19 protein-coding genes and 2 riboswitches are annotated in these 21,618 nt (G+C 66.5%); of the genes, 6 read left to right on the plus strand and 13 right to left on the minus strand.

Annotation, left to right across the window (positions count from 1 at the left end; all coding sequences use genetic code 11):
* Positions 1 to 198 precede the first annotated feature (198 nt).
* Positions 199 to 930: a hypothetical protein gene (locus tag EYS21_RS15635; protein WP_131134130.1), complete on the plus strand. Its 732-nt coding sequence runs from the start codon at positions 199 to 201 to the stop codon at positions 928 to 930.
* Positions 927 to 1,664 (plus strand): hypothetical protein, encoded by a 738-nt coding sequence (locus EYS21_RS15640; RefSeq protein WP_131134131.1) that lies wholly within the window; start codon positions 927 to 929, stop codon positions 1,662 to 1,664. The genes EYS21_RS15635 and EYS21_RS15640 overlap by 4 nt, the downstream gene beginning before the upstream one ends.
* A 174-nt stretch (positions 1,665 to 1,838) precedes the next feature.
* Here EYS21_RS15640 and EYS21_RS15645 read toward each other — a convergent pair whose 3' ends face one another.
* From EYS21_RS15645 to EYS21_RS15690, 11 genes are all read right to left on the minus strand, one after another.
* Entirely contained in the window at positions 1,839 to 2,942 is a 1,104-nt protein-coding gene (locus EYS21_RS15645) for an LLM class flavin-dependent oxidoreductase (RefSeq protein ID WP_131134132.1), read from the minus strand.
* 83 nt (positions 2,943 to 3,025) lie between these two features.
* A complete protein-coding gene (locus tag EYS21_RS15650) occupies positions 3,026 to 6,058 on the minus strand; it encodes a glycoside hydrolase family 38 C-terminal domain-containing protein (RefSeq protein WP_131134133.1) in 3,033 nt (1,010 codons plus the stop codon).
* 114 nt (positions 6,059 to 6,172) lie between these two features.
* A complete protein-coding gene (fdhD, locus tag EYS21_RS15655; RefSeq protein WP_131134134.1) occupies positions 6,173 to 7,063 on the minus strand; it encodes a formate dehydrogenase accessory sulfurtransferase FdhD in 891 nt (296 codons plus the stop codon).
* Positions 7,064 to 7,187: 124 nt separating this feature from the next.
* The gene (locus EYS21_RS15660) at positions 7,188 to 8,579 is read right to left on the minus strand and encodes a molybdopterin molybdotransferase MoeA (RefSeq protein WP_131134135.1); all 1,392 of its coding nucleotides are present in this window, start codon (positions 8,577 to 8,579) and stop codon (positions 7,188 to 7,190) included.
* Positions 8,576 to 8,869 carry a DUF6457 domain-containing protein gene (locus EYS21_RS23440; protein WP_165478331.1) on the minus strand — a complete coding sequence of 98 codons (294 nt, stop codon included), beginning with the start codon at positions 8,867 to 8,869 and terminating at the stop codon, positions 8,576 to 8,578. Before EYS21_RS23440 ends, EYS21_RS15660 begins: the two co-directional genes overlap by 4 nt.
* Before the next feature lie 46 nt (positions 8,870 to 8,915).
* The gene (locus tag EYS21_RS23445) at positions 8,916 to 9,527 is read right to left on the minus strand and encodes an NTP transferase domain-containing protein (protein WP_165478332.1); all 612 of its coding nucleotides are present in this window, start codon (positions 9,525 to 9,527) and stop codon (positions 8,916 to 8,918) included.
* A 30-nt stretch (positions 9,528 to 9,557) separates the two neighbouring features.
* Positions 9,558 to 10,058 carry an HNH endonuclease gene (locus EYS21_RS15670; protein WP_131134136.1) on the minus strand — a complete coding sequence of 167 codons (501 nt, stop codon included), beginning with the start codon at positions 10,056 to 10,058 and terminating at the stop codon, positions 9,558 to 9,560.
* 237 nt (positions 10,059 to 10,295) lie between these two features.
* Positions 10,296 to 11,039 carry an NlpC/P60 family protein gene (locus EYS21_RS15675; RefSeq protein WP_131134137.1) on the minus strand — a complete coding sequence of 248 codons (744 nt, stop codon included), beginning with the start codon at positions 11,037 to 11,039 and terminating at the stop codon, positions 10,296 to 10,298.
* Between the two features lie 133 nt (positions 11,040 to 11,172).
* Positions 11,173 to 11,832 carry a C40 family peptidase gene (locus tag EYS21_RS15680; protein ID WP_131134138.1) on the minus strand — a complete coding sequence of 220 codons (660 nt, stop codon included), beginning with the start codon at positions 11,830 to 11,832 and terminating at the stop codon, positions 11,173 to 11,175.
* A gap of 70 nt (positions 11,833 to 11,902) precedes the next feature.
* A riboswitch (cyclic di-AMP (ydaO/yuaA leader) is annotated at positions 11,903 to 12,065 on the minus strand.
* A 147-nt stretch (positions 12,066 to 12,212) separates the two neighbouring features.
* Positions 12,213 to 13,031 carry a M23 family metallopeptidase gene (locus EYS21_RS15685; RefSeq protein ID WP_131134220.1) on the minus strand — a complete coding sequence of 273 codons (819 nt, stop codon included), beginning with the start codon at positions 13,029 to 13,031 and terminating at the stop codon, positions 12,213 to 12,215.
* 10 nt (positions 13,032 to 13,041) lie between these two features.
* Positions 13,042 to 13,285: riboswitch (cyclic di-AMP (ydaO/yuaA leader) on the minus strand.
* Between the two features lie 129 nt (positions 13,286 to 13,414).
* Complete coding sequence (locus tag EYS21_RS15690) at positions 13,415 to 14,110, minus strand: metal-dependent transcriptional regulator (protein WP_131134139.1); 696 nt, start codon at positions 14,108 to 14,110, stop codon at positions 13,415 to 13,417.
* A 278-nt stretch (positions 14,111 to 14,388) separates the two neighbouring features.
* Here EYS21_RS15690 and serC point away from each other — a divergent pair, with 278 nt between their 5' ends.
* Positions 14,389 to 15,519: a phosphoserine transaminase gene (gene serC / locus EYS21_RS15695; RefSeq protein WP_131134140.1), complete on the plus strand. Its 1,131-nt coding sequence runs from the start codon at positions 14,389 to 14,391 to the stop codon at positions 15,517 to 15,519.
* A 168-nt stretch (positions 15,520 to 15,687) separates the two neighbouring features.
* Here the strand turns inward: serC and EYS21_RS15700 are convergent, their stop codons facing one another.
* Both EYS21_RS15700 and EYS21_RS15705 read right to left on the minus strand, forming a co-directional pair.
* Positions 15,688 to 16,329 (minus strand): DUF3027 domain-containing protein, encoded by a 642-nt coding sequence (locus tag EYS21_RS15700; protein WP_131134141.1) that lies wholly within the window; start codon positions 16,327 to 16,329, stop codon positions 15,688 to 15,690.
* A gap of 8 nt (positions 16,330 to 16,337) precedes the next feature.
* Positions 16,338 to 16,721, minus strand: a complete 384-nt coding sequence (locus EYS21_RS15705; RefSeq protein ID WP_108597270.1) for a cold shock domain-containing protein — start codon at positions 16,719 to 16,721, stop codon at positions 16,338 to 16,340.
* 195 nt (positions 16,722 to 16,916) lie between these two features.
* On the opposite strand from EYS21_RS15705, the gene EYS21_RS15710 reads away from it, so the two are divergent.
* From EYS21_RS15710 to EYS21_RS15720, 3 genes are read left to right on the plus strand one after another with little or no spacing between them, the layout of a single operon-like run.
* A complete protein-coding gene (locus tag EYS21_RS15710) occupies positions 16,917 to 17,150 on the plus strand; it encodes a hypothetical protein (RefSeq protein WP_131134142.1) in 234 nt (77 codons plus the stop codon).
* A 10-nt stretch (positions 17,151 to 17,160) separates the two neighbouring features.
* Positions 17,161 to 19,698 carry a helicase-associated domain-containing protein gene (locus tag EYS21_RS15715; protein WP_131134143.1) on the plus strand — a complete coding sequence of 846 codons (2,538 nt, stop codon included), beginning with the start codon at positions 17,161 to 17,163 and terminating at the stop codon, positions 19,696 to 19,698.
* A gap of 13 nt (positions 19,699 to 19,711) precedes the next feature.
* A complete protein-coding gene (locus EYS21_RS15720; protein WP_131134144.1) occupies positions 19,712 to 21,358 on the plus strand; it encodes a DNA repair helicase XPB in 1,647 nt (548 codons plus the stop codon).
* Positions 21,359 to 21,618: the final 260 nt, after the last annotated feature.

Raw genomic sequence — 21,618 nt, forward strand, 5'->3', positions numbered from 1 at the left:
GCGGTAATTCGCGGTAAACCCGGGTGATTCCGCCCCGCGCGCGGCAGGGCATAAAAGAACCCGCTGGTCCGGACTTGGGGGGTGTACGGACCAACGGGCTCGACCATCAAGCATAGTCGAATCGATAGTCGGCGTAAAATCACCACGCGCCCGGCAGGCTAAAATTGTGGTATCCATCCGTTCTGAAGAGAGCACTCCATGCCCCTCCCCGCCAAGGCGTTCCAGCGCTGGTTGCACGGCATTGCGCCCGACGCCAGCACGGCCGACGTCTGCCGGGTCTCCGGGATCAAACGGACCACCCTTGCCCAGCAGCTGGTCCGCGGGAAAGTCGCGGAAACCACCGTGGTGAGCATCAGCCGCGCCTACGGCGTCAATCCCGTGTCCGCCCTCGCCGGCTTCGAGGCCTATAGCCTGCTGGCGGTCCCGGCTCCGCCCACCCGCTGTGAACTGGTCAGCCAGATCTCCACCCCGGACCTCCTGCGGGCCGTGCTGTCACGCTCTGCGGTGGATCCGGCCGGCAGGTCTGCGGAGCGGCCGCCGCTGAGCCCTGCGCCGCACGCCACCTCGGTCAAGAACTGGGTTGAGGCGATCGACGACGGCGAGCTGCGCCACCGCGTCTCAGCCGCCACCGGCGTGGCACCGCAAAACTATTCGGCACAGCTGACGGCGAACCGTTTGTCTCCCGAGCTGGCCATTGCCACCTCCCTGGCCGCGGGCGTCGGGCCTGCCGGCGGGCTGGTGGCCTCGGGGCTGATTACTGAGGCGGAAGCGGGGTGGCCGCCTGACGCCCGCCAGACCGCCCTGGACGGCCTGCCTGACGGCGAGTTGACCACATTGGCGGGAGACCGGCTGCAGGCCCTGGGCAAGACCCTGAAGCGCCAGGAACACGACCAAGAACAAACCAACAAAATCTGGGAGAACCTGGGATGATCGAGATCCTTCAGTGGTCCACCCTTGCCGTTTGCGGCCTGATTGCCGTTGTCCGGGTTCCCAGCGCAGTGCGGGGAGAGAACCGGACCCTGTTCTGGATCTTCGCGCTGATGACCCTGGCCATCCTCCTCAGCATCGAAGCGCCCTACGTCGCCATTGACCAGGCACTGGGGGGCTTCAACCTGGCAAACCTCATCCTGCGCTTTGTCATCTTCGCTGCCATCCTTTGCGTTGGCATCCGTGTCACCCGGGGCTTCGGCGCCACGGATGGCTACCGGCTGCTGACCGGCCGCACCGGGATGGCGGTCCTTGCCCTGGTCTCGCTGGCCGTGGTGGGTGTGTTCCTCCTGATGGATTCAAGAGGTTCGTCGTCGGGGTTGGCACAAATCTCGATCAGGGGCGGCCGTGATGCCGTGCTGGTGGAATACTACGGGGCTGCCGGCAGGGCTTACCCCGCGTATGTGTCCCTGGTGCTGCTGCCGGCCATGGTGCGGGCACTGCGCGGTTCGCTCCCGCTGCCCATTCGGACCGCAGCCTTCCTGCTGGCCGTCGGAGCAGTGGCCATCGCCCTGACACTGTTCTTCCCTGTAATGCCGTCCGGCTGGGGGCCGGCCAAATTCGTGGTCAACTACACCGCGGTGCTTTGCTTCGTTGTGGGACTGGCGCTCATCTGGGCGGCCAGGGTCCGCTACGGCCGCAGCCCGGCGAGGCCAGGGACTTTTACTGAAAAGTAACCTCGGCAAATTCACAAAATCATTAGAATATGAAACAATCATGAATGTGTGAAGGCGAGGCGCGGGGCGTTTACGAACGGGGATAAATTCTGAGACGTTGCGCCTCAGGGTCCTTTGCACACATTGGGGGGATGAGTGGTGGCGGCCGTTGGGGACCGCCCCCACTCAGCCTGTTTAAGGCACCTTTTGGCTCACGGCCCGGGCGTCCGTTCCAGCGCCGGATCCCAGTTCCCGCTGCACCAGGGGAAGCACCTCCGTGCCCAGCAATTCGATCGCTTCGAGCACCGTCTCCTGCGGCACCGAGGACAGGTCCAGCTGGAAAATCTGCCGGTCGTGCTGCATATGCCCGTGCATCCTGACGATCTTTTCGGCCACCTCCTCCGGGTTGCCCACGAACAGCGCCCCGCCGGGCGCCGTCTCCATGTTGTACGTGACGCCGCTGGGGGTCGGAAATCCGCGCTCTGCCGAGATCCGGCGCATGGTGTCCATCCAGTACGGCCGGAAGGCCTCCTTCGCCCGGCCCGCGCCTGACGCCGCGTCCCGCAGGACCAGCCCCGGCGTGCTGACGCCCACTTTGAGCCCGGCCGCAGCGAATCCATGGTCGACGGCGGTCTGCCGGTACAGCGCGGCATGGCGCTCGAAGTTCCGCAGGGATCCGCCGAGCAGCGCGTACATCACGTTCTTGCCCAGGGCCGCGGCGCGCACGGTCGACTGTGGTGTGCCGCCGGTGGCGATCCAGATATCCAGTTTGCGGCTGCCGTCCGCCGCGCGGAACGGGCGCGGCAGGATCAGGGCATCATCCAGCCCTGAACGGAACTCGCCGCTCCAGGTAATCCGCTCCTGGGCGTTGAGCCGGAGCAGCAGTTCCAGCTTCTCCTCGTAGAGGGCGTCGTAATCCTCCAGACGGGCGCCGAACAGCGGGTAGGACTCGATAAAACTACCCCGCCCGGCCGTGAGTTCCGCACGTCCCTGGCTGATGAGGTCGATGGTGGCGAACTGCTGGAAGACCCGCACCGGATCCTCGGTGCTGAGGACCGTGACGGCGCTGCCCACCTTGATCTGCCGGGTCTGCGCCGCCGCGGCCGCCAACACGGTTGCAGGCGACGTGACGGAGTAGTCAGGGCGATGGTGCTCGCCGACCCCGAAGTAGTGGAGTCCCACCTGGTCGGCAAGGCGGGCCCGCTCCAGGAGGTCCTGGGTGTTCTGTTCCGGGGACACCGTGGTGCCGCGCACGGGATCCCGGTGGATGTCCCCGAAGCTGAAGATTCCTAGTTCCATGCCTTATCCAAGCAATAGATGCGTATGCATATTCCCGGGAGGGGCAGGAATCCCAGCGGGCGCGTGCGCGGCAGGCCCTGGTGTCAGCGGACGAACCTCAGCGTGACCATCTGGAACGGGCGCAGCGACAGCGCCACCCGGCCCTGCTCGTCCGGAGTTACTCCGGGCACTTCCGCGGGCCGTTCCAGCAGGTCCGTGGCGTAGGCGTCCCGGACCGGGAAGTTGGCCGTCAGATGCCCGGCCGAGCGCTGGCCCAGTGACTCGTAGAGCCGGACAATTACGTCCCCCGAGCCGTCCTCGGCAAGCTTCACGGCCTCGATGACCAGCGCCGTGTTGCCATTGGTGAACAGCGGTTCCGCCGGGTTGGCCCCCCGCACGATCCGCGGCACCAGGTTGGTGCGGTACCCCTCCTCCACGGCTTCGGCGATACCGGCCCCGGGGCGGACGGTGACCGTCAGCTCATGGTGCCCGCGGTCGGCGGTGGGATCAGGGAACTTGGGGGCCCGCAGGAGTGAGAGCCGGACGGTGGTGGTGGTCCCGCCGTCGTCCTCCCGGATGTTCCTGGTGACGTCGTGCCCGTACGTGGACGAGTTGGACACGGCCACGCCGTAGCCCGGTTCGGCGACGTGGATCCAGCGGTGGGCGCAGATTTCAAACTTGGCGGCTTCCCACGAGGTGTTGACGTGGGTGGGGCGGAAGACGTGGCCGAACTGCGTCTCGGCGGCTGACCGGTCCGCCCGGATATCCAGCGCGAAGCCCAGCTTAAGGAGCTTTTCGCTCTCCTTCCAGTCAATGGACGTGGTGATGGCCAGCGAATCACTGCCCGGTGCCAGCGTGATCCGCTGCGCCACCGGGGACGAACCGGCCAGGCGCTCGACAACCACGACGGCGGATTGGCCGTCAGTCTCCAGGCGCACCGCCTGCGCCTGGCTCAGCGCGGTGACGTTGCGGCGGTAGAACTCATCAATGTCCCACGCGTCCCATTCGTTGGGTGTGTCCCGGTGGAGCTCCAGCAGGTTGCCGCGCTGACCGGGCGCTATGGCTTCGCGTCCGCTGGCGTAATCCGAGAGGGACACAATGAGTCCGTGAGCATCCAGGACGGCGCGGATCACGCCGTTGTCCAGCACGTATCCGCCGTCCTGCTCCGTGACGTTGACGGGCGGGCCGGCCGGCTGCCGGATGGCGGCACCCAGCGCGGGGACACCGTCACGGGAATGCGGCGCTGCGTTGAGCAGGAACTCCTGCGTGCCCTCCCCGAGCAGGGCGGCCGCGGCCTGAGCAATGAGGGTTTCGAGGCCCGCGCTGATGGCGGCATAATTCCGTTCGGCGTCCTGGTGGACCCAGGCGATGGAGCTGCCCGGCAGGATGTCGTGGAACTGCTGGAGCAGCACCAGGCGCCAGAGCCGCTTGAGCTCTGCGGCCGGGTAGGCGAATGACCCGCCGGTGCCGACGGTTGCGGTGGCACACCAGAGCTCGGCCTCGCGGAGCAGGTGCTCGCTGCGGCGGTTGCCGCGTTTGGTCTGGGCCTGGCTGGTGTAGGTCCCGCGGTGGAGTTCCAGGTACATTTCGCCCACCCACACAGGCAGGGCGGTGTACTCTTCCTCAGCCTGGGTGAAAAAGCTTTCGGCGGATCCCACACGGACCTTGGGCGATCCTTCCAGGTCTTCGGTGCGGTGAGCGGCAGCCAGCATCTCGCGGGTAGGTCCGCCACCGCCGTCGCCATACCCGAACGGAACCAGCGAGGTGGTGCCGCGCCCGTGGTCGCGGTAATTGCGTTCGGCGTGCGCCAGCTCCCGGCCGCTGAGTTCGGAGTTGTAAGTGTCCACCGGCGGGAAATGCGTAAAGAGCCGGGTGCCGTCGATCCCTTCCCAGTTGAAGGTGTGGTGCGGCATCCGGTTGACCTGGTTCCAGGAGATTTTCTGCGTGAGGAACCAGCGGCTGCCGGCCGACTTAACAATCTGCGGCAGGGCGGCGGAATAGCCGAAGGAGTCCGGCAGCCAGGCCTCACGGCACTCGACGCCGAACTCGTTAAGGAAAAAGCTCTTGCCCTCGACGAACTGCCGGGCCATGGCTTCACCGCCGGGCATGTTGGTATCCGATTCCACCCACATGCCGCCCACCGGCACGAACTGGCCGGCTTTGACCTTCTCCCGGATGCGGCCGAACAGCTCCGGATAGAACTCCTTCATCCAGGCCAGCTGCTGGGCCGATGAGCAGGAGAACACAAAGTCCGGGTCCTCATCCATCAGGGCCACCACGTTGGAGAAAGTCCTGGCGCACTTGCGGATGGTTTCGCGCACCGGCCACAGCCAGGCGGAGTCGATGTGGGCGTGGCCGGTGGCAACAAGCTGATGCGCGGAGGCGTAGGCCGGCCTGGACAGCACCTCCGCCAGCACCTGGCGCCCGGCGGCGGCGGTGCCGGCGATGTTGTCCGGGTCCATGGCGTCCATCATCCGCTCGAGCGCGCGGAGTATTTCGTGACGCCGGGGCTGCTCCATGGGAAGCTCATGCATCAGCCCGGCAAGGGTCCAGATATCCTGCTGGAGCTCCCACACGGTCTGGTTGAGTTCCGCGATGGCGATGCCGCCCAGCCGGTATTGGGGTGCCGTGCCGGCCGTGGCCTTGTCACCATACGGGGTGGCAGCGAAGGTCCAGCCCTGCGCGACGTCAGGGTTGGCCGCTGCCTCAACGTAGAAGTCCACGGCCATTCCGCTGCCCAGCAGCTTCAGCGGGATGTACTGGTTCCGCGGCGAGATGGCCTTGATGATGGTGCCGTCCGGGCGCCACGCGATCCCCTCGCACTGGAAGCCCGGGGTTTCGTTGGTGAAGCCAAGGTCCACCACGATTTCCACCGTGGTGTCGGGGTTGGTGCCCCAGGATTCCGGGACGTCGCCCTGCAGCCTCAGCCATTTGGTTCCCCAGGGCTTGCCCCAGGCAGCACCCGGCTCCTGGGGCACAAAGTCGTGCCGCAGCGCCTCCATCACGGTCACCGGTTCGTCCGGCACATCCCAGCTGCTCAGGGTCAGCGGGACGCTGCGTGTGTAGACAGCGGGGATGATCCGTTCGCGGACGAAACGGTCCAGGCGGACTTCCGTGATCCGTCGGTCGTCATGCAATGTAAGCCCTCTTTAACGCTTGAAACTGGATCAAAGTGTCCATTCGATGGATAAAATCTACTGCTTAGTAGCCTAATAACCAAGCCTCCGCGGACCCGGTTCCTTACCAGTTCTTTATCCCCGGACCTGCACCGGATCCTCAGCCGGAGCAGGCACAGTAATCCTGTGCTGCCCGGCATAAACGTTCAGGCTGGTGCCACGGCTGAACCCAGCCAGGGTCAGTCCGTTCGCCTCCGCGAGCTCCACGGCCAGGCTGGAGGGGGCGCTGACGGCGGCCAGCACGGGGATGCCGGCCAGCGCCGCCTTCTGCACGAGCTCGAAGGACGCCCGCCCGGAGACCTGGAGCACCAGGCCGGACAGCGGAAGCATCCGCTCCCGCAGGGCCCAGCCCACCACCTTGTCCACGGCGTTGTGCCGGCCCACATCCTCGCGGAGGCACAAAAGCTCCACCCCGCCGTCGTCCCCTATCCTGAACAGTCCGGCAGCATGCACTCCCCCGGTGACGTCAAAGACGGCCTGGGCCTCGCGAAGCCGGTCAGGCAGCGAGGCAAGAATGGCCGCCGGTACCGACACAGGGTCAGCTGCGGGGCTGTAGTGCGACGACTTCCGGACGGCCTCGATCGAATCCGTGCCGCAGATGCCGCACGAGCTGGAGGTATAGACATTCCGGCCGATCGTCGGAACCTCGACGTCGGGGCGCAGCTGGGCCTCCACGACGTTGAACGTCTGCACGCCGTTTTCGTCCTCCCCGGCACAGAACCGCAACGACACCAGCTGTTCGGGGGTCCAGATGATGCCTTCGGAGACGAGGAATCCGGCGACGAGGTCGAAGTCGTCGCCGGGAGTGCGCATGGTTACCGAAAAGGAGAGGGAGCCCAGCCGGATTTCCAGGGGTTCCTCCACGGCGAGGGTGTCCTCCCGGTGCCGGACGGGGAACTCGAGGGCCTGGGGTGACCCGTCCAGCACGTAGCGGTGGACCTTGCGGCGCTGCGTTACGCGGCCCATGGCTGTTCCTTGGGCCGGGAGCGGAAGCCCTGCAGTGTGTCCCGTACTTGCCGGCGATGGGCAGGGTGCCTGTTCATGACTCCATCATTGCAAGGGCAGGGGCACTAAGCCAGCCACGCCACGGTCAGCCCAGGAGCGCACTCCAGTCCACAGGGCCTGCCGGTGCCGCCGGCTTGGAGCCTGCCTTCCGGGCAGCCCGTGCAGGGGTTTTGGCTTTGGTGCCGGGTGATGCGGGGGTGGCGAGCGGCGGACCCCAGGGCAGGGCGAACGCGGGGACTGTTTCGCCGAGCTGCACTCCGTGCGGAGGCACTACCATCACGCCGTCGGCCGATGCCAGCCCCCGCATCATGCCGGGGCCGGTGTGCTGGGCCGGCGATGCCATGCCGTAGAGCAACCGGAACGGCATCAGCCGGGTCCGTCCGGGATCCGGCTCGATGGTAGTTCCGGAGGGCACTTCCTGGACCGCCGGCATGGACCCGTGCCCGAGGGCCGCGAGCAACGGGGCACCCACTGTGGACAGTGCCATCATGGCGGCCAGCGGGTTGCCGGGCAGCCCGAGGACAAACCGGCCGTCCGGCAGTTCCGCGAGGACGGCGGGGTGGCCTGGACGCATGGCGATCCCGTCAATGACCAGCCGGCCGCCCAGTTCGGCGACGGCCCGGCGAAGGTGGTCGGTTCCGGAGCGGCCGGTTCCGCCGGTGGTGATGACGACGTCGGCAGGCGGGACGGCGGGAACCTCACCGCCGGGCTCGGCCACGTCTTCCAGGGCTGCGAGCCATTCCTCGTAGGAGTCGCCGATCTTTTCCTGCCCGGCGGGGATGCCGCCCAGCATGTCGACGACGGCGGCCAGCTGGGGGCCGAACGTGTCACGGACCTGCCCGGGCGCCGGCATCCCGTGGGTCACCACCTCGGATCCGGTCAGCAGCAGTTTCACGACGGGTTTGCCCTGCACCAGCAGGTCGTCGTGGCCGGCCAGGGCCGCCACTGCCAGGTGCGCAGGATTGAGGGTGGCTCCTGCCTTGACCAGGACGTCGCCCAGGGATGCTTCCTCGCCGGCTTTCCTGATGTGCTGGCCGTTTTTCGGTTCGCCGGGGCGTGCGCCGCCGCCGACCATCAGGACGGGCAGCCCGTCGTCGTCCTTGCCCAGGACCGCGCTCTCGCTGCGGAGTACGGCTTTGGCGCCAGCCGGTATCAGCCCGCCGGTGACGATGGTGCTGGCCTCGTGCGGCGCCAGCCGCTGGCCGGCCTCTGCCAGGATCCAGGGGCCGGTGCCGTTGACCGCCCAGCCGTCCATGGCGGACGAGGCGTAGTGCGGCATGTCCTGGAGCGCCGTGATGTCCCCGGCAAGGGTCCGGCCAAGGGCCTGCTGCAACGGGACCCGCCCGGCCGGTATCGGTTCGGCGCAGCCGAAGGCGGCCTGCCGGGCTTCCTCCCAGGTGTGGGCCACGTGCCTGGCGGGTTCGTCCTGTGTGTCCTGCTTGGGTGCGTCGTCGTTGTCGCCGGGGGCAGCCGTCATTCGCCGGGGGTCCCGGCGGAGGCAGAATCGTAGTCCGCGGCCAGGGTGCGGGCCACGTCCATGGCCGCCGACATGGAGGCGGCATCCGTTGCCTGGCCCGAGCCTGTGGCAAGTCCTGCGGCAAAGCCCGCAATAAAGGTGGTCAGCGGCGCGGCCGGCCGAACCACGGAATGCGCAGCCACTCCGGCAAGCGAAAGGATGGCATTAACGTCTATCTGGACGTCTTCGAGCTCGTAGGCCTGAAGGAGCGCCCTGCACCATTCTTCCAGCGTCTCATCCTGGCTCTTCACTGACTGCCTCCCAATTCAACTGCGGCCACGCAGGTCCGGAACCTGGTCATGGTTCCCGGCCGGCCACTCCAAGCGCGGCGGCATCATCCCAGGTATCCACGTCATCCGTGGAGCCTGCCGGGACGGTGACAAGCTGCACGTCCAGCCTAGCAAGGAGAGCGGACACGGAGCCGTTCATTAAGGCACCGCGGGAGACGAGGTCCTGCACCGAACGCTGCAGGGCCGCGGTGCTGTAGAAGCCCACGAGGGGCTGGCGGTGTCCGTCCGGCGAGACGGCCATGGCGCCGTCGCCGGGCCGAAGGGCCAAACGAAGGGCCTCAACCGCCACGCCCACGTTCGGCATGTCGCAGGCCAGCAGCAGGGTGAAGGGCGGACGCGGCCCGGCCGTTCCACTGACCGCGGCCAGCCCCGCAGCGATTGCCGACGCCGGCCCGGCAAACGGCGGTTCCTCCCGGCAGGTGATCACGCCCCCGGGCAACAGGCCCGGGTCCGGGCCCACCACCACGACTGACCGCGCGCCTGCCGCCGCGGCCAGGGACCGTTGAAGGAGGGTGGCGCCGCCGTACGTCAGCGCCTGCTTGGGCACGCCACCCAGCCGCGACGAGCGGCCACCCGCCAGGACGACGGCGTCGAATTCGAAGGCATCAGAAAGCACCATCCCAGCCTAGCGGGGCCGGGAGGAATTGGTTCAGGCAGCTTTTTCAGGCAGGAGGAAAGGGTCCCACGCCGGCGTGGGTTTTTCGAGTTCCTTGATCTGCCAGATGGTGCCGTGCGGCGGTTCCGGAATGAAACGGAGCTTCCAGCCCATCTCCCCCGGCGTGTGGTCGCCTTTGACGTTATTGCAGCGCAGGCATGCGGCCACCAGGTTTTCCCAGGAATCGGCGCCGCCGCGGGACTTGGGCTGGACATGGTCGATGGTGTGCGCCGCCTTGCCGCAGTATGCACACCTGTGCCCGTCCCGGCGCAGCACTCCCCGGCGGCTCACGGCAGTGGACTGGTTGTATCGGGGGCGGATGTAGCGGTTCAGGAGGATCACGGACGGGCGGCCCAGAATCTCCTGTGGCCCCACTACAGGGTCCTCGCCTTCCGCTACAACGCTTGCCTTCCCTGTGAGCACAAGGACCAGCGCCCGGCGGAAGGTGATTACCGCCAGCGGTTCATATCCAGCATTCAGAACGAGAGTGCGCATGCACTTACCTCTTCACGGCCGCACCCGTCAGGGGCGCGAGGGCCGGCTGCCCTCGGCATGTCCGGGCTATGGATCGACACCACAAGAGTAAACAAAGAAAGCCGGGATCAGCTAATCCGCAGTTTTGGGGTGTGCCCGTGTCGGGGGTCGGCTGCCGGGCCCGCGATCCTGAGGGAGCCGTTAAAGCAGAGGACCCCCGCCAATGGCGGGGGCCTTTGCGAAGCGTTGCCGTGGAGACTAGCTGACGCGGATGAAAACCGGGCCGGAGCCGACGTTGGCGCTGAAAACAACAGTCTGGTTGCCGTTGTAGCCGCCGTGCACTGCCTGGCCGTTGCCGGCGTAGACAGCTACGTGGGCAACGCCCGCGCCGCCATCGGCGTAGTAGATCAGGTCGCCAGGCTGGGCCTCGGCGGCGCTCACGGTCTGCCCCAGGGACAGGTAGCCGGCAGGCCAGTCGTGGAAGTTGATGCCCACGGCGGCCAGCGCGTTGGTGACCAGCATGGTGCAGTCCTGGTTGACGCCCAGCTGGGCGTAGGCTGCGGACAGGATGGCCTGGCCCTTGCTGCTGGCGGCAACCGGTGCCTTGGGGGCCACGGCTGCGGCTACCTTGACGGTGGCAACAGCCTGGGCAGCGGGAGCCGGAGCCTCAACGGGCTTGGGAGCTTCCACGACGGGAGCCGGCGTGGTGGTCACAGCTGGCTTCTCGTAGGAGATGGCAATCGTGGAAGCAGCCGAGATGATGGCCGGAGCGGAAACCTCAACCTCAAGGTTGGACGCGGAAGCGGATTCACGCTGAACGTTGGTGTCTGCAGCGTTGGCCGCGATACCACTGGTCAGGACCAGGCCGGAGGCAGCAGCGATAACCGCGGCCTGGCGACCCATGCCACCGGCGTTGTCGCCGACGGCCTTGGCAATGACAGCCAGCGAGTTGGTCTTGGTGACCTCCGCGCGGTGCCGTGCAACAGTTGCACGTGTAGTCATTATTTCTCTCTTTCGTTTTCCTTAGGACCGCACAGGCAGGCCAAGGGCTTTGGGTGCGCCGGCATCTTGGGGGTACGCCGGCACACCCCGAACGGGGATTTAGCGAAAAGTGTTCTAGCGGAGAGCGGTTCTGCTACTTCGCGGTGTAGAAGGATCCGCCGCCGGTGGAGGCCACAGAGTGCAGCAGCGTTCCCTGTGACGGGTTCAGGGCGCTGATCATCATGCCGTTGCCAACGTAGATGCCTACGTGCGCGCCGCCATTCTGTACAACAAGGTCACCGGGAGAGGGTGTTGAGGTGGGCGTCATGGCCGTCCACGCATTGACACGCGGAATGCTGATGCCGGCCTGGGCGTAGACCCACTGGGTGAAGCCGGAGCAGTCCCAGCCGCTGGGAGAGGTGCCGCCCCAGACGTAGGGGTGGCCGATGCCGGTGTAGGCGATGGCTGCCAGGCCGGATGCGGCCGCGGAGGATACCGCGTCCGTCAGCTTGCTGGCGGTGGTGGCCGTTGCCTCGGAATTGCGTTCCGTGTCAGTGGACTGCGCACGGACCGTTTCGACCTTCGGGGCCGGCGTGGTCTTGACCACGGGGCGTTCGAAGGAGACGGTGGCCGTGGGGGCAGCGGTGACGGCAAGGGCGGTCTGCGAGCCGGACTCGGTGGATGCGGATACGCCGGCGGTGGTGTCCGCCGCGTTGGCCGGAAGCCCCATGCTCAGGATCAGACCTGATGCAGCTGCGATGACAGCAGCCTGGCGACCTACGGTCCCGGCATTCGCACTGACGGCCTTGGACACGGGGCCCAAAGGGTTGGTGCGAACCGTTTGTGCGCGGTGACGCGCAGAATTATGGCGTGAAGACACGAAGGTAGCCTCTCCCAATGCCTACGAGGTGAGCTGTCGGATTCGGATGGGAGTTCACCCGGCCACGCTGCTTCCTAAGAAGCTTTGCGACTTAACCCCAAGGCCAACAGATTTCGAAGGCCAAAATTGGTTCCCCCGCCCCTGCCAGACGATGTCATGCGAACGGACCTTGAGCGGTGGCAGAGCTAGGCAATCCACTCAAGAACGTCAACTTCGGAAAAGTTGACGCAAGTTAGACGTTACAGGAGTTCAGATCGAATGTCACATTCAGGTCACGGGATGTCACGCGGATCTGAGAGCCTGCCATCATTTGGCTAGAGCCAGCCGGTGGGGTCAACGACTTCACCGTTGACCTGGACCTCGAAGTGGAGGTGGCAGCCGGTGGAGGCGCCCGTGGTGCCGCTAAGCGCCACAACGTCGCCGCGGCTGACCGTCTGGCCAACCTTGACGTTGAACGACGAGAGGTGGTTGTACGTGGTTTCCAGGCCGTTGCCGTGATCCACCACCACGCGGTTGCCGCCACCGTACTGGTGCCATCCGGCGAAGGTCACGGTGCCGCTGGCCGCCGCCAGGACCGAGGTGCCGCACTGGGCCACGTAGTCCTGGCCGCGGTGGAAGTCGCCGGTACCGCCGGTGATGGGGCTGACGCGGTAGCCGAACGGGGAGGCGGTAACGAGGCTTGCCAACGGGGCACCCAGGCTGCCTGCGGATGCGGCCCTGGTGATCGAGCCTGCCGACTGGGCGCTCAGGAGCTGCTTGAGCTTGCCGTCCGGATCACCCTGGGTGACCACGGAGGATCGGCTGAAGTCGATTCTTGCGGCCGCCTCGGCGGAGATTTCAGGCTGTGGAGCTGCGGAAACAGCCGACGCCTGCTGGCCGGCGTCGGGCGTGGCCAGCACGGGGCTGGTGGCCGGCACCGTGACAGTGAGGACCAGGCCGGTGGCCGCGAGGGCAATGCCGGCCTTTTGGCCTACGCCGCTGGCGGCTGCGAAGTCGGTGATCTGCCGGAAGGGGCCCCGGCGGCGGCGCGCATCGCGCTGTGGATCCCGGGGCCTGTCCGCGGCCACTGCTGCGGCAACGCGGGGCGCTGCTGCGGGGCCCGCCGCACGGCGGCGGCCCCTGGAATTCTGCATGGTCAAGAACGGTTCCTCTCTGGATAGCCTGCGAAGTTAGCTGTCGGATTCGGGTCAGAGAGTTCAAAGACCCGGTCCGCCGTAAGCAAGCTTCGGCGCAGAGAGATATCCCGTAGGATCCTTCGCTGGAAGAGGCTTGCTGCTGACGGACTTCACCCCAAGGCGGCCTTGCGACCGCCGGTTGTGGTTCCCCCGCCTCTGCCAGTTGGTGACTCGTACCCCGATCTGCTGGCAGAGCTCGGCTCCAGATCAGGTAACGCTTTTGTATCGACGCTTGGCGTTAACTATAGGCGATTAAGCCGGACAGTAACAATTCCGTTATCTTTGCGTAAACCCCAACGAATGGGGTAAACACGCCGTTCGGCGCCTCCTGTGGACAGGCGTCAGGCGACGGATACAAATACGTGCGCGGCCACTTCCGGCGGGAGCTCCAGCGCCCCTTCGATCCCGGCAACCCGGACCGAGATGTAGTCGCCCACGCGCTCCAACGAGACCGCAGCGCCGGGACGGATCCCGCCCTCGTCGAGCTGGATGAGCAGTTCCGGCTCCACCTGGATCGGTTCCGCCAGCCGGCTGACAACCACGCTGGAGCCCGGGCCGTAGCCCTTCATCGCTTCGAGGAGATTGATCACGCCGTCCGTAAAGGGCGACGACGCCTGGCCGCCCAAGGCCGCGAGGCCGGGGATGGGATTGCCATAGGGGGATTCAGTGGGGTGGTTCAGCAGTTCGTAGATGCGCCGCTCGACGCGTTCGCTCATCACGTGCTCCCAGCGGCACGCCTCGTCATGGACGTAAGCCCAGTCCAGGCCGATGACATCCGCCAGGAGGCGCTCCGCGAGCCGGTGCTTGCGCATGACTTCCGTAGCCCGCTTACGGCCTGCCTCCGTCAGCTCCAGGTGGCGGTCCCCGGAGACCACCACAAGGCCGTCACGTTCCATCCGGCCGATGGTTTGGGACACCGTGGGCCCGGAGTGCCGGAGCCGCTCGGCGATGCGTGCGCGAAGAGCAACGATGTTCTCTTCCTCAAGCTCCAAAATGGTCCGAAGATACATCTCCGTGGTATCGATCAGATCCGTCATCCAGCTCAGCTCCTCGAGCGCAGTACCTTGCGTTGTCCCACCGTATCGCGTACCGACAGCGACGTAGTCCGTTGAAAAGCTTAGCCTATTTTGAGTTTGTCCGGATAATTCCTGGGCCGCCGGAGGCTTGTCTCAATGGCTGGACTATGACGGTGCCGGTTCCCGCCCATTCGGCGGTTCAGGCAGAATAAGGGAGGTCCGTGTTGCAGCCATCGTCGACTGCCGGCCATCCCACCGTCCCGGACGTGAGTTACGTCCACGCCGAAATTGGAGCCCCTGTGAGCGAAACCAGCATCACTATTCCTGCCGACCTCCTGCCGAAGGACGGACGGTTCGGCGCAGGACCTTCCAAGGTCAGGCCGGAACAGATCGAAGCACTCTCAGCGGCGTCCAAGACCATCCTGGGCACCTCCCACCGCCAGGCCCCGGTCAAGAACCTCGTCGGTTCTGTCCGCGAGGGCCTCAGCCAGTTCTTCCGCGCCCCCGAGGGATACGAAGTGGTACTGGGCGTCGGCGGTTCAACCGCGTTCTGGGATATTGCCAGCTTTGGCCTGGTGGAAAAGAAGGCCCAGCACCTGTCCTTCGGCGAGTTCGGCTCCAAGTTTGCCTCCGCCACCAACAAGGCACCCTTCCTGGACGCTTCCTCCATCATCAAGTCCGAGCCCGGGACCCGCCCGGTTGCCCAGGCCGAGGCAGGCGTGGACGTCTACGCCTGGCCGCAGAACGAGACCTCCACAGGCGTGTCCGCGCCGGTAAAGCGCGTGTCCGGAGCCGATGACGGCGCCCTGGTCCTGGTGGACGCGACGTCGGCCGCCGGCGGCCTGGACGTGGACGTTGCCGAAGCGGACGTGTACTACTTCGCTCCGCAGAAGAACTTTGCGTCCGACGGCGGCCTGTGGCTTGGCCTCTTCTCCCCCGCCGCGCTGGAACGCGCTGCCCGGATCAAGGCAAGCGACCGCTGGATCCCGGACTTCCTGGACCTGCAGACGGCGATCGACAACTCCCGCCTCAACCAGACCTACAACACACCGTCGCTGTCCACCCTGGTGACCCTGGACGCCCAGGTGCAGTGGCTGAACGCCAACGGCGGCCTGGACTTCGCGTCGGCCCGCACGGCAGACTCCGCTGGCCGGATCTACAGCTGGGCCGAGGCCTCCGACTACGCCACGCCTTTTGTGGCCAAGGCCGAGGAACGCTCCAACGTCATCGCCACGATCGACTTTGACGACACCGTGGACGCGGCCGTTGTTGCCAAGGTCCTGCGCGCCAACGGCATTGTGGACACCGAGCCCTACCGCAAGCTGGGCCGCAACCAGCTCCGGATCGCAACGTTCGTGGCCATCGAACCGGCTGATGTCACCGCGCTGCTGGCCAGCATCGACTTTGTGGTGGGCGAACTGCGCAAGTAACTCCCCGCCACCTCATCGATTGCTCCGCAGGCGCCGTTTTGGGAGCGTTTTGGGAGCGCTAAAGGGCGCTGTTGGAGCAATCGATGGGAAGGCGCGGCAGGGCGTTAACGTTCGACGGCGCCGTCCGGGTTTGGTCCCGGGCGGCGCCGTCTGCTGTTTTACTCGGATTTACTCGGAGTCTTCGGCGGGCTCTTCGGCGCCCGGCTCCGCGTCTGCTTCGTCCGCGTCTGCTTCGTCCGTGTCCGGCTCACCGGCGTCAGACTCGTCAGCATCTGCCTCATCCGAGTCAGCCTCTTCCGTGCCCGGCTCCTCGGCGTCGGATTCTGCCTCGACGTCGACTGCCCTGTACCCGGCGTCCAGCGCTTCCTCGTACCCGGCGTCCAGCGCTTCCTCGTCCTGGGCGTCCTCGGGGCGTACGCGTTCTGCCCAGGGCACCCACTCGGGGGCAAGGATGGACTCCTCGGACGGCAGCAGGCCAAGCTCGCTGATGGTAACCACCTTGGAGCGCGAGTTGCGCGTCAGGACGGCGAACCACTGCCACCCCTGGTAACCGGGCAGGCGCGACTCAAAAAGATGAGTCACCAACCGGTCGCCTTCACTCTTGGCGCCAAGGTGTGTGCCGATGGTGGACGCCGCGGTGATGCCTTCAACGGCGGAGCGGGCCACATCAACCGCTCCGGCAAGGAAGGCATCCGGTTTGCCGACGCGCCAAACGGGCACACCCGCACGGCGCTTGGTTTCGGCCACGGCGGCCGGGGCGATTACCTGCTCCGTTGCCGTTTGGTCCGGCTGTTCAGCTTCCGGGTTCATCAGCAGGCCTAAACGTCCAGCTCGTCGGCAACCTTACGCAGGGCTGCGGCGATGGCCTTGCCCTTGTTGCCTTCCGGGTACTTGCCGGCGGACAGCGTGCCGGAGAGGTTGTCCAGCACGCTGACGAGGTCCTGCACCAGGGGTGCAAGGTCCTTGGCACTGGGCCGCTTGGCCTTGGCGATGGACGGTGTCTTGTCCAGGACGCGGAGGCCCAGGGCCTGTGCGCCCTTGCGGCCATCAGCCACGCCGAACTCCACGCGGGTTCCGGCCTTCAGCTCGGTGACGCCCTCGGGGAGCGATGATTTGGGCAGGAAAACCTCCTGGCCGTCCTCGCCCGCGAGGAATCCGAAACCTTTTTCCTTGTCATACCACTTGACCTTGCCGGTAGGCACGTAATCAACCTTCTTCGTTCTGACGTCTTGAGACACGGCCGGCAGTCACCGCATCCGCATTGATATGCGGGTTCAGGGTATGACTGCCCGGGCCGAGTTGGTCTGTTGCTTTCAAGGTTATCCTGCCGCGCGCCCGAATCCTGCTTTACGGGCCGTTATACGAACGTCTGCCGAAGGACTGTTAGCGTTACGTCCATGACACCCTCGCGTTACCGGCGCCTCCTGATGATCTGCGCGGCTGCGGTCGCCCTGCTCTCGCTCGCGGCAGTGGGCGCGGTGATGGCACTGGCGTTTGCCGGCTCCGCCGCCCCCGTGTGGGTCACCTCCACTGCCCTGTACGGCCTGCCGGTCGCCTTCCTGCTGATGCTCTTCCTGATCCTGGACAGCGTGGCAGGGCGGCGCCGGGCAGGAAAGTCCGGCGGGCGGTAACGTTGGACTGATGTCCCTTATCCGCGCGCTGAGCAAAGAACTGGAGGCACGCAGCGACGAGTCGTTGCGGGCGCTGTTCGCCGCGCGGCCGGACCTCATTTCGCCCGCAGTTCCGGACTTTTCCGCCCTGGCCGCACGTGCCAGCGCCAGGGTCAGCGTGCAGCGCGCGCTGGAGCGCCTGAACAAACCGCAGATGCAGGTCCTGGAAACGCTGCACCTCTGCACCAATACCGACACCGCACACAGTGCCTGCGCGGCCGGCCTGCGCAAGTTCATTCCCGGCGCGTCGGTGGCGGCCATTGAGCGGATCCTCACCTCCCTGCAGGACCTCGCGCTCGTGCACCGGGCGGAACCCCCGCATGGCACAGCCCCCACGGGCCACCGTCAGCACTTCTACCTCCCGGTGGGAACACTTCGGGATGTTGTGGGCATCTACCCGGCAGGGCTGGGACGGAGCTACACGGAGCTGGTCCGCCTGCAGCCCGCGTTCGCCCAGCGCGTGGTCCAGCTGGTCGCTGAGCTGCACCGCAGCGGAGTGGCCGTCCATGAGGCCACCACACCCATGGAGGCAGCGCTTGCGCTGCAGCACTGGACGTCCTCGCCGGAGGCGCTGAAGGACATCCTGGCCGGCGCCCCGGAACGGACGACGGCGTTGCTCGCCCGCTTCGGCAACTGGGCCATGGGTGCCGTCCCCCAGGCGCAACGGAAAGCCTCCGTGGCCACCGAAGCCGCCGACGTCGGGCCCGTTGACTGGCTGCTGGCCCGCGGCCTGCTGGTCCCCCTGGACGCAGCCCACGTGGAGCTGCCCCACAGCGTGGGAGTGTCCCTTCGGGGCGGCGCGATTATTGAGGACTTCACGCTGTCGCCGCCGGTTCCCGAACTTGGCCACACTACTGCCTCGCTCCGCCGCAATGCCGCCCTGGGCGCCATCGCGGAAACACTTCGACTGGTGGGCGAGCTCCTTTACGCGATCCGGGAGCAGCCGCTGGCAACACTGCGTACCGGCGGTGTGGGTGTCCGGGAGATGCGGCGGCTGGCAGAAGGGCTCCGGCTCGAGCAGCACCGCACGGGCCTCATGTTGGAGTTGTGCGCCCTGTCCGGCCTGATCCGGCTTGACGTCGATTCCTCGGCCTGGGTCCAGCCACCGGACCTGGAATGGCTGGTCCTGCCGCGGCAGGAGCAGTGGCTGTGGCTCGTTAATGCCTGGCTGGCCAGTGAACGTGTCCCATCGATGGTGGGCCAGCCGGTCAATGGCCAGCAAAGCACGCCGGCCGTTCATCGCGGGGCGGCCGGAACCACCATCAATGCGCTCTCTGCGGAGGCCCAGCGGCCGGACGCGCCGGTTGTCAGGAAGCGGATCCTGGAAATCCTGAACCACCTGACGAACGAGGCCGCGGCGCCGGAGGCCCATGCCCCCGTCCTGGACGCTGCCGCGGTGCTGCAGCGGGCCGAGTGGGAACAGCCCCGGATGGCGCGCCGGTTCAGTTCGCTGATCCGTGGCGTCCTGGCAGAGGCCGACATGCTGGGCCTGACCGGTTCAGGGGCACTCAGCCAGCTGGGCAGCGCGATCGCCGAGGACAACCCCGATGAAGCGCTGGGGATCCTCGGTGAGCACCTTCCCGCGGCGCTGAACCACGTGCTGCTCCAGGCCGATCTCACAGCCATCGCGCCGGGATACCTGAGTCCCGAACTCAGTGAAAAACTGCTGCTGATGGCCGACGCCGAGGGGCAGGGCCCGGCCACGATCTACCGGTTTTCCACCGCGTCGGTGAGGCGGGCGCTGGAGGCCGGACAGGACGCGTCAAGCCTGCTGGCTTTCCTGCGGGAGCACTCCGCCACCGCCGTGCCGCAACCCCTCGAATACCTGGTGGAGGACACGGCCTCCCGCCACGGCCGGCTGCGGGTGGGCATAGCGGCGAGCTTCGTCCAGAGCGACGACGAAACGGCTGTGCTGGAGCTTGCTGCGGAATCGAAGGCATCAGGGCTTGGCCTGGTGAGGATCGCGCCGACGGTCCTGATTTCCACGGCGCCGCCGCGCGAAACGGCCCAGGTCCTGCGCGGCCTCGGACTTTCCCCGTCGGTGGAGGAATCCGAGCCGTCCCTGATCCGGCTGCGCCGTACCGTGCCGGCCCCGGCCAGCGCGCGGCCGGTCTACACGGCGCCGCGGACCGCGCCCGCCGACGCCGAAATGGATTCCCAGCTGGCCGTGCTGCGCCACCTCAAAACGTCCCACTCCGGCGGCCCGGACGGCCACGGGGCAGTCAGGGCACCGGGAGTGGGGACGCCGCCGTCGTCCGTGTCTTTGCCCGGGTCCGGCGAAACCGCGACCCAGCTCGGCCTGGAGACCCTGCAGCGGGCCATCCGGCTCAAGCAGACAGTGTGCATGAACGTGGTGGACGGGGGCGGGAACGCCAACCTGGAGACCGTTGTTCCCTTGTCGGTGAGCGGCGGACGGGTCAGGGTCTTCGATCCCGCGCGTGAAACCGAACGGGTGGTCTCCATCCACCGGATCATTGATATTGAGGCCGCAGAAGAACTGCGCCAGTGAAGGACGCCACCGCGTGAACGACGGACCGCTGATTGTCCAGAGCGACAAGACCATACTGCTGGAGGTGGACCATGAACTGGCCACCGAGGCCCGCCATGCCATCGCCCCGTTCGCCGAGCTGGAACGCGCCCCGGAGCACATGCACAGCTACCGGCTGACGCCGCTGGGCCTGTGGAACGCGCGCGCCGCGGGCCTGGACGCGGAAAAGGTCCTGGACACCCTGCTGAAGTACTCGCGCTTCCCGGTGCCGCATTCCCTCCTGATCGACGTCGAAGAGACCATGTCGCGGTACGGGCGGCTGCGCCTGGAGAAGGATCCGCAGCATGGCCTGGTCATGCGCACCGACGACTATCCGGTGCTTGAAGAGGTCATCCGGGCCAAGAAAATCCAGCCCCTGCTGGGGCCCCGGATCGACGGCGAAACCATTGTGGTTCATTCCTCCCAGCGGGGCCAGCTCAAGCAGCTGCTGCTGAAGATCGGCTGGCCGGCGGAGGACCTCGCAGGCTACGTGGACGGAACCCCGCACCTGATCGCGCTGAACGAGGACGGCTGGAAGCTCCGGCCCTACCAGCAGCTGGCCACCGAGAACTTCTGGGCCGGCGGCAGCGGTGTTGTGGTGCTGCCGTGCGGCGCGGGTAAAACGCTCGTGGGCGCAGCGGCCATGGCCGTCAGCTCAACAACAACGCTGATCCTGGTGACCAACACCGTGGCTGCCCGGCAGTGGAAGGACGAGCTCCTCAAGCGCACCTCCCTGACGGAGGACGAAATCGGCGAGTACTCCGGTGCGGTCAAGGAAGTCCGGCCCGTCACCATCGCCACGTACCAGGTCCTCACCACCAAACGCGGCGGCCTCTACCCGCACCTGGAGCTGGTGGACGGTAACGACTGGGGCCTGATCATCTACGACGAAGTGCACCTGCTGCCCGCCCCGATCTTCCGCATGACCGCTGACCTGCAGGCGCGCCGCCGGCTGGGCCTGACCGCCACCCTTGTCCGCGAGGACGGCCGCGAAGGGGAAGTGTTCAGCCTGATCGGGCCCAAACGGTATGACGCGCCCTGGAAGGACATCGAAGCGCAGGGGTACATTGCCCCGGCGGACTGCGTGGAGGTGCGTGTGGACCTCCCCCGGGACGAGCGTGTGGTCTATGCCATGGCCGAGGACGCCGACAAGTACCGGCTGTGTTCCACGTCGGAGACCAAGACCCGGATCGTGGAGCAGCTCGTGGCCCGGCACCAGGGCGAGCAATTGCTGGTGATCGGGCAGTACATCGACCAGCTGGACGAAATCGGCGAGCGCCTCAACGCTCCGGTGATCAAGGGTGAGACGTCCGTCAAGGAACGGCAGAAGCTGTTCGATGCCTTCCGGGCCGGCGACGTGCACACGCTGGTGGTGTCCAAGGTGGCCAACTTCTCCATCGACCTGCCCGAAGCGTCCGTGGCCATCCAGGTCTCGGGGTCGTTCGGATCCCGCCAGGAGGAAGCCCAGCGGCTGGGCCGGCTGCTCCGTCCCAAGAAGGACGGGCGGGCTGCCCGCTTCTACTCTCTGGTGGCACGGGACACCCTGGATCAGGATTTCGCGGCCAAACGCCAGCGCTTCCTGGCCGAGCAGGGCTACGCGTACCGGATCATGGACGCGAAGGATGTAGAGCAGCCCGGCTAGGCATTACAGCAGGTCAGGTCCTTTTCTGCTCTTCGAACAGGTCAATGGGGGAATCCACATTGTTCCGCGGAAGGCATTGTTGTCCTCTGTTGCCGGGCATACACTCAGAGCGCTGGGTTACTTAGTGGTAACAAGTCCTGAACTCAGATCAGGATGGGCAGAGCCGCCTTGGCTTTGCCCGTGTACTAGGACGCGTAGATGCGCGGATTACGCAGCAATACCTCCGGAGCACTCCCAGCAATGACCGCTGGCTTCGTGCT

The sequence above is a fragment of the Arthrobacter sp. S39 genome (genome assembly GCF_004320525.1).
Taxonomy (GTDB): Bacteria; Actinomycetota; Actinomycetes; order Actinomycetales; family Micrococcaceae; genus Arthrobacter.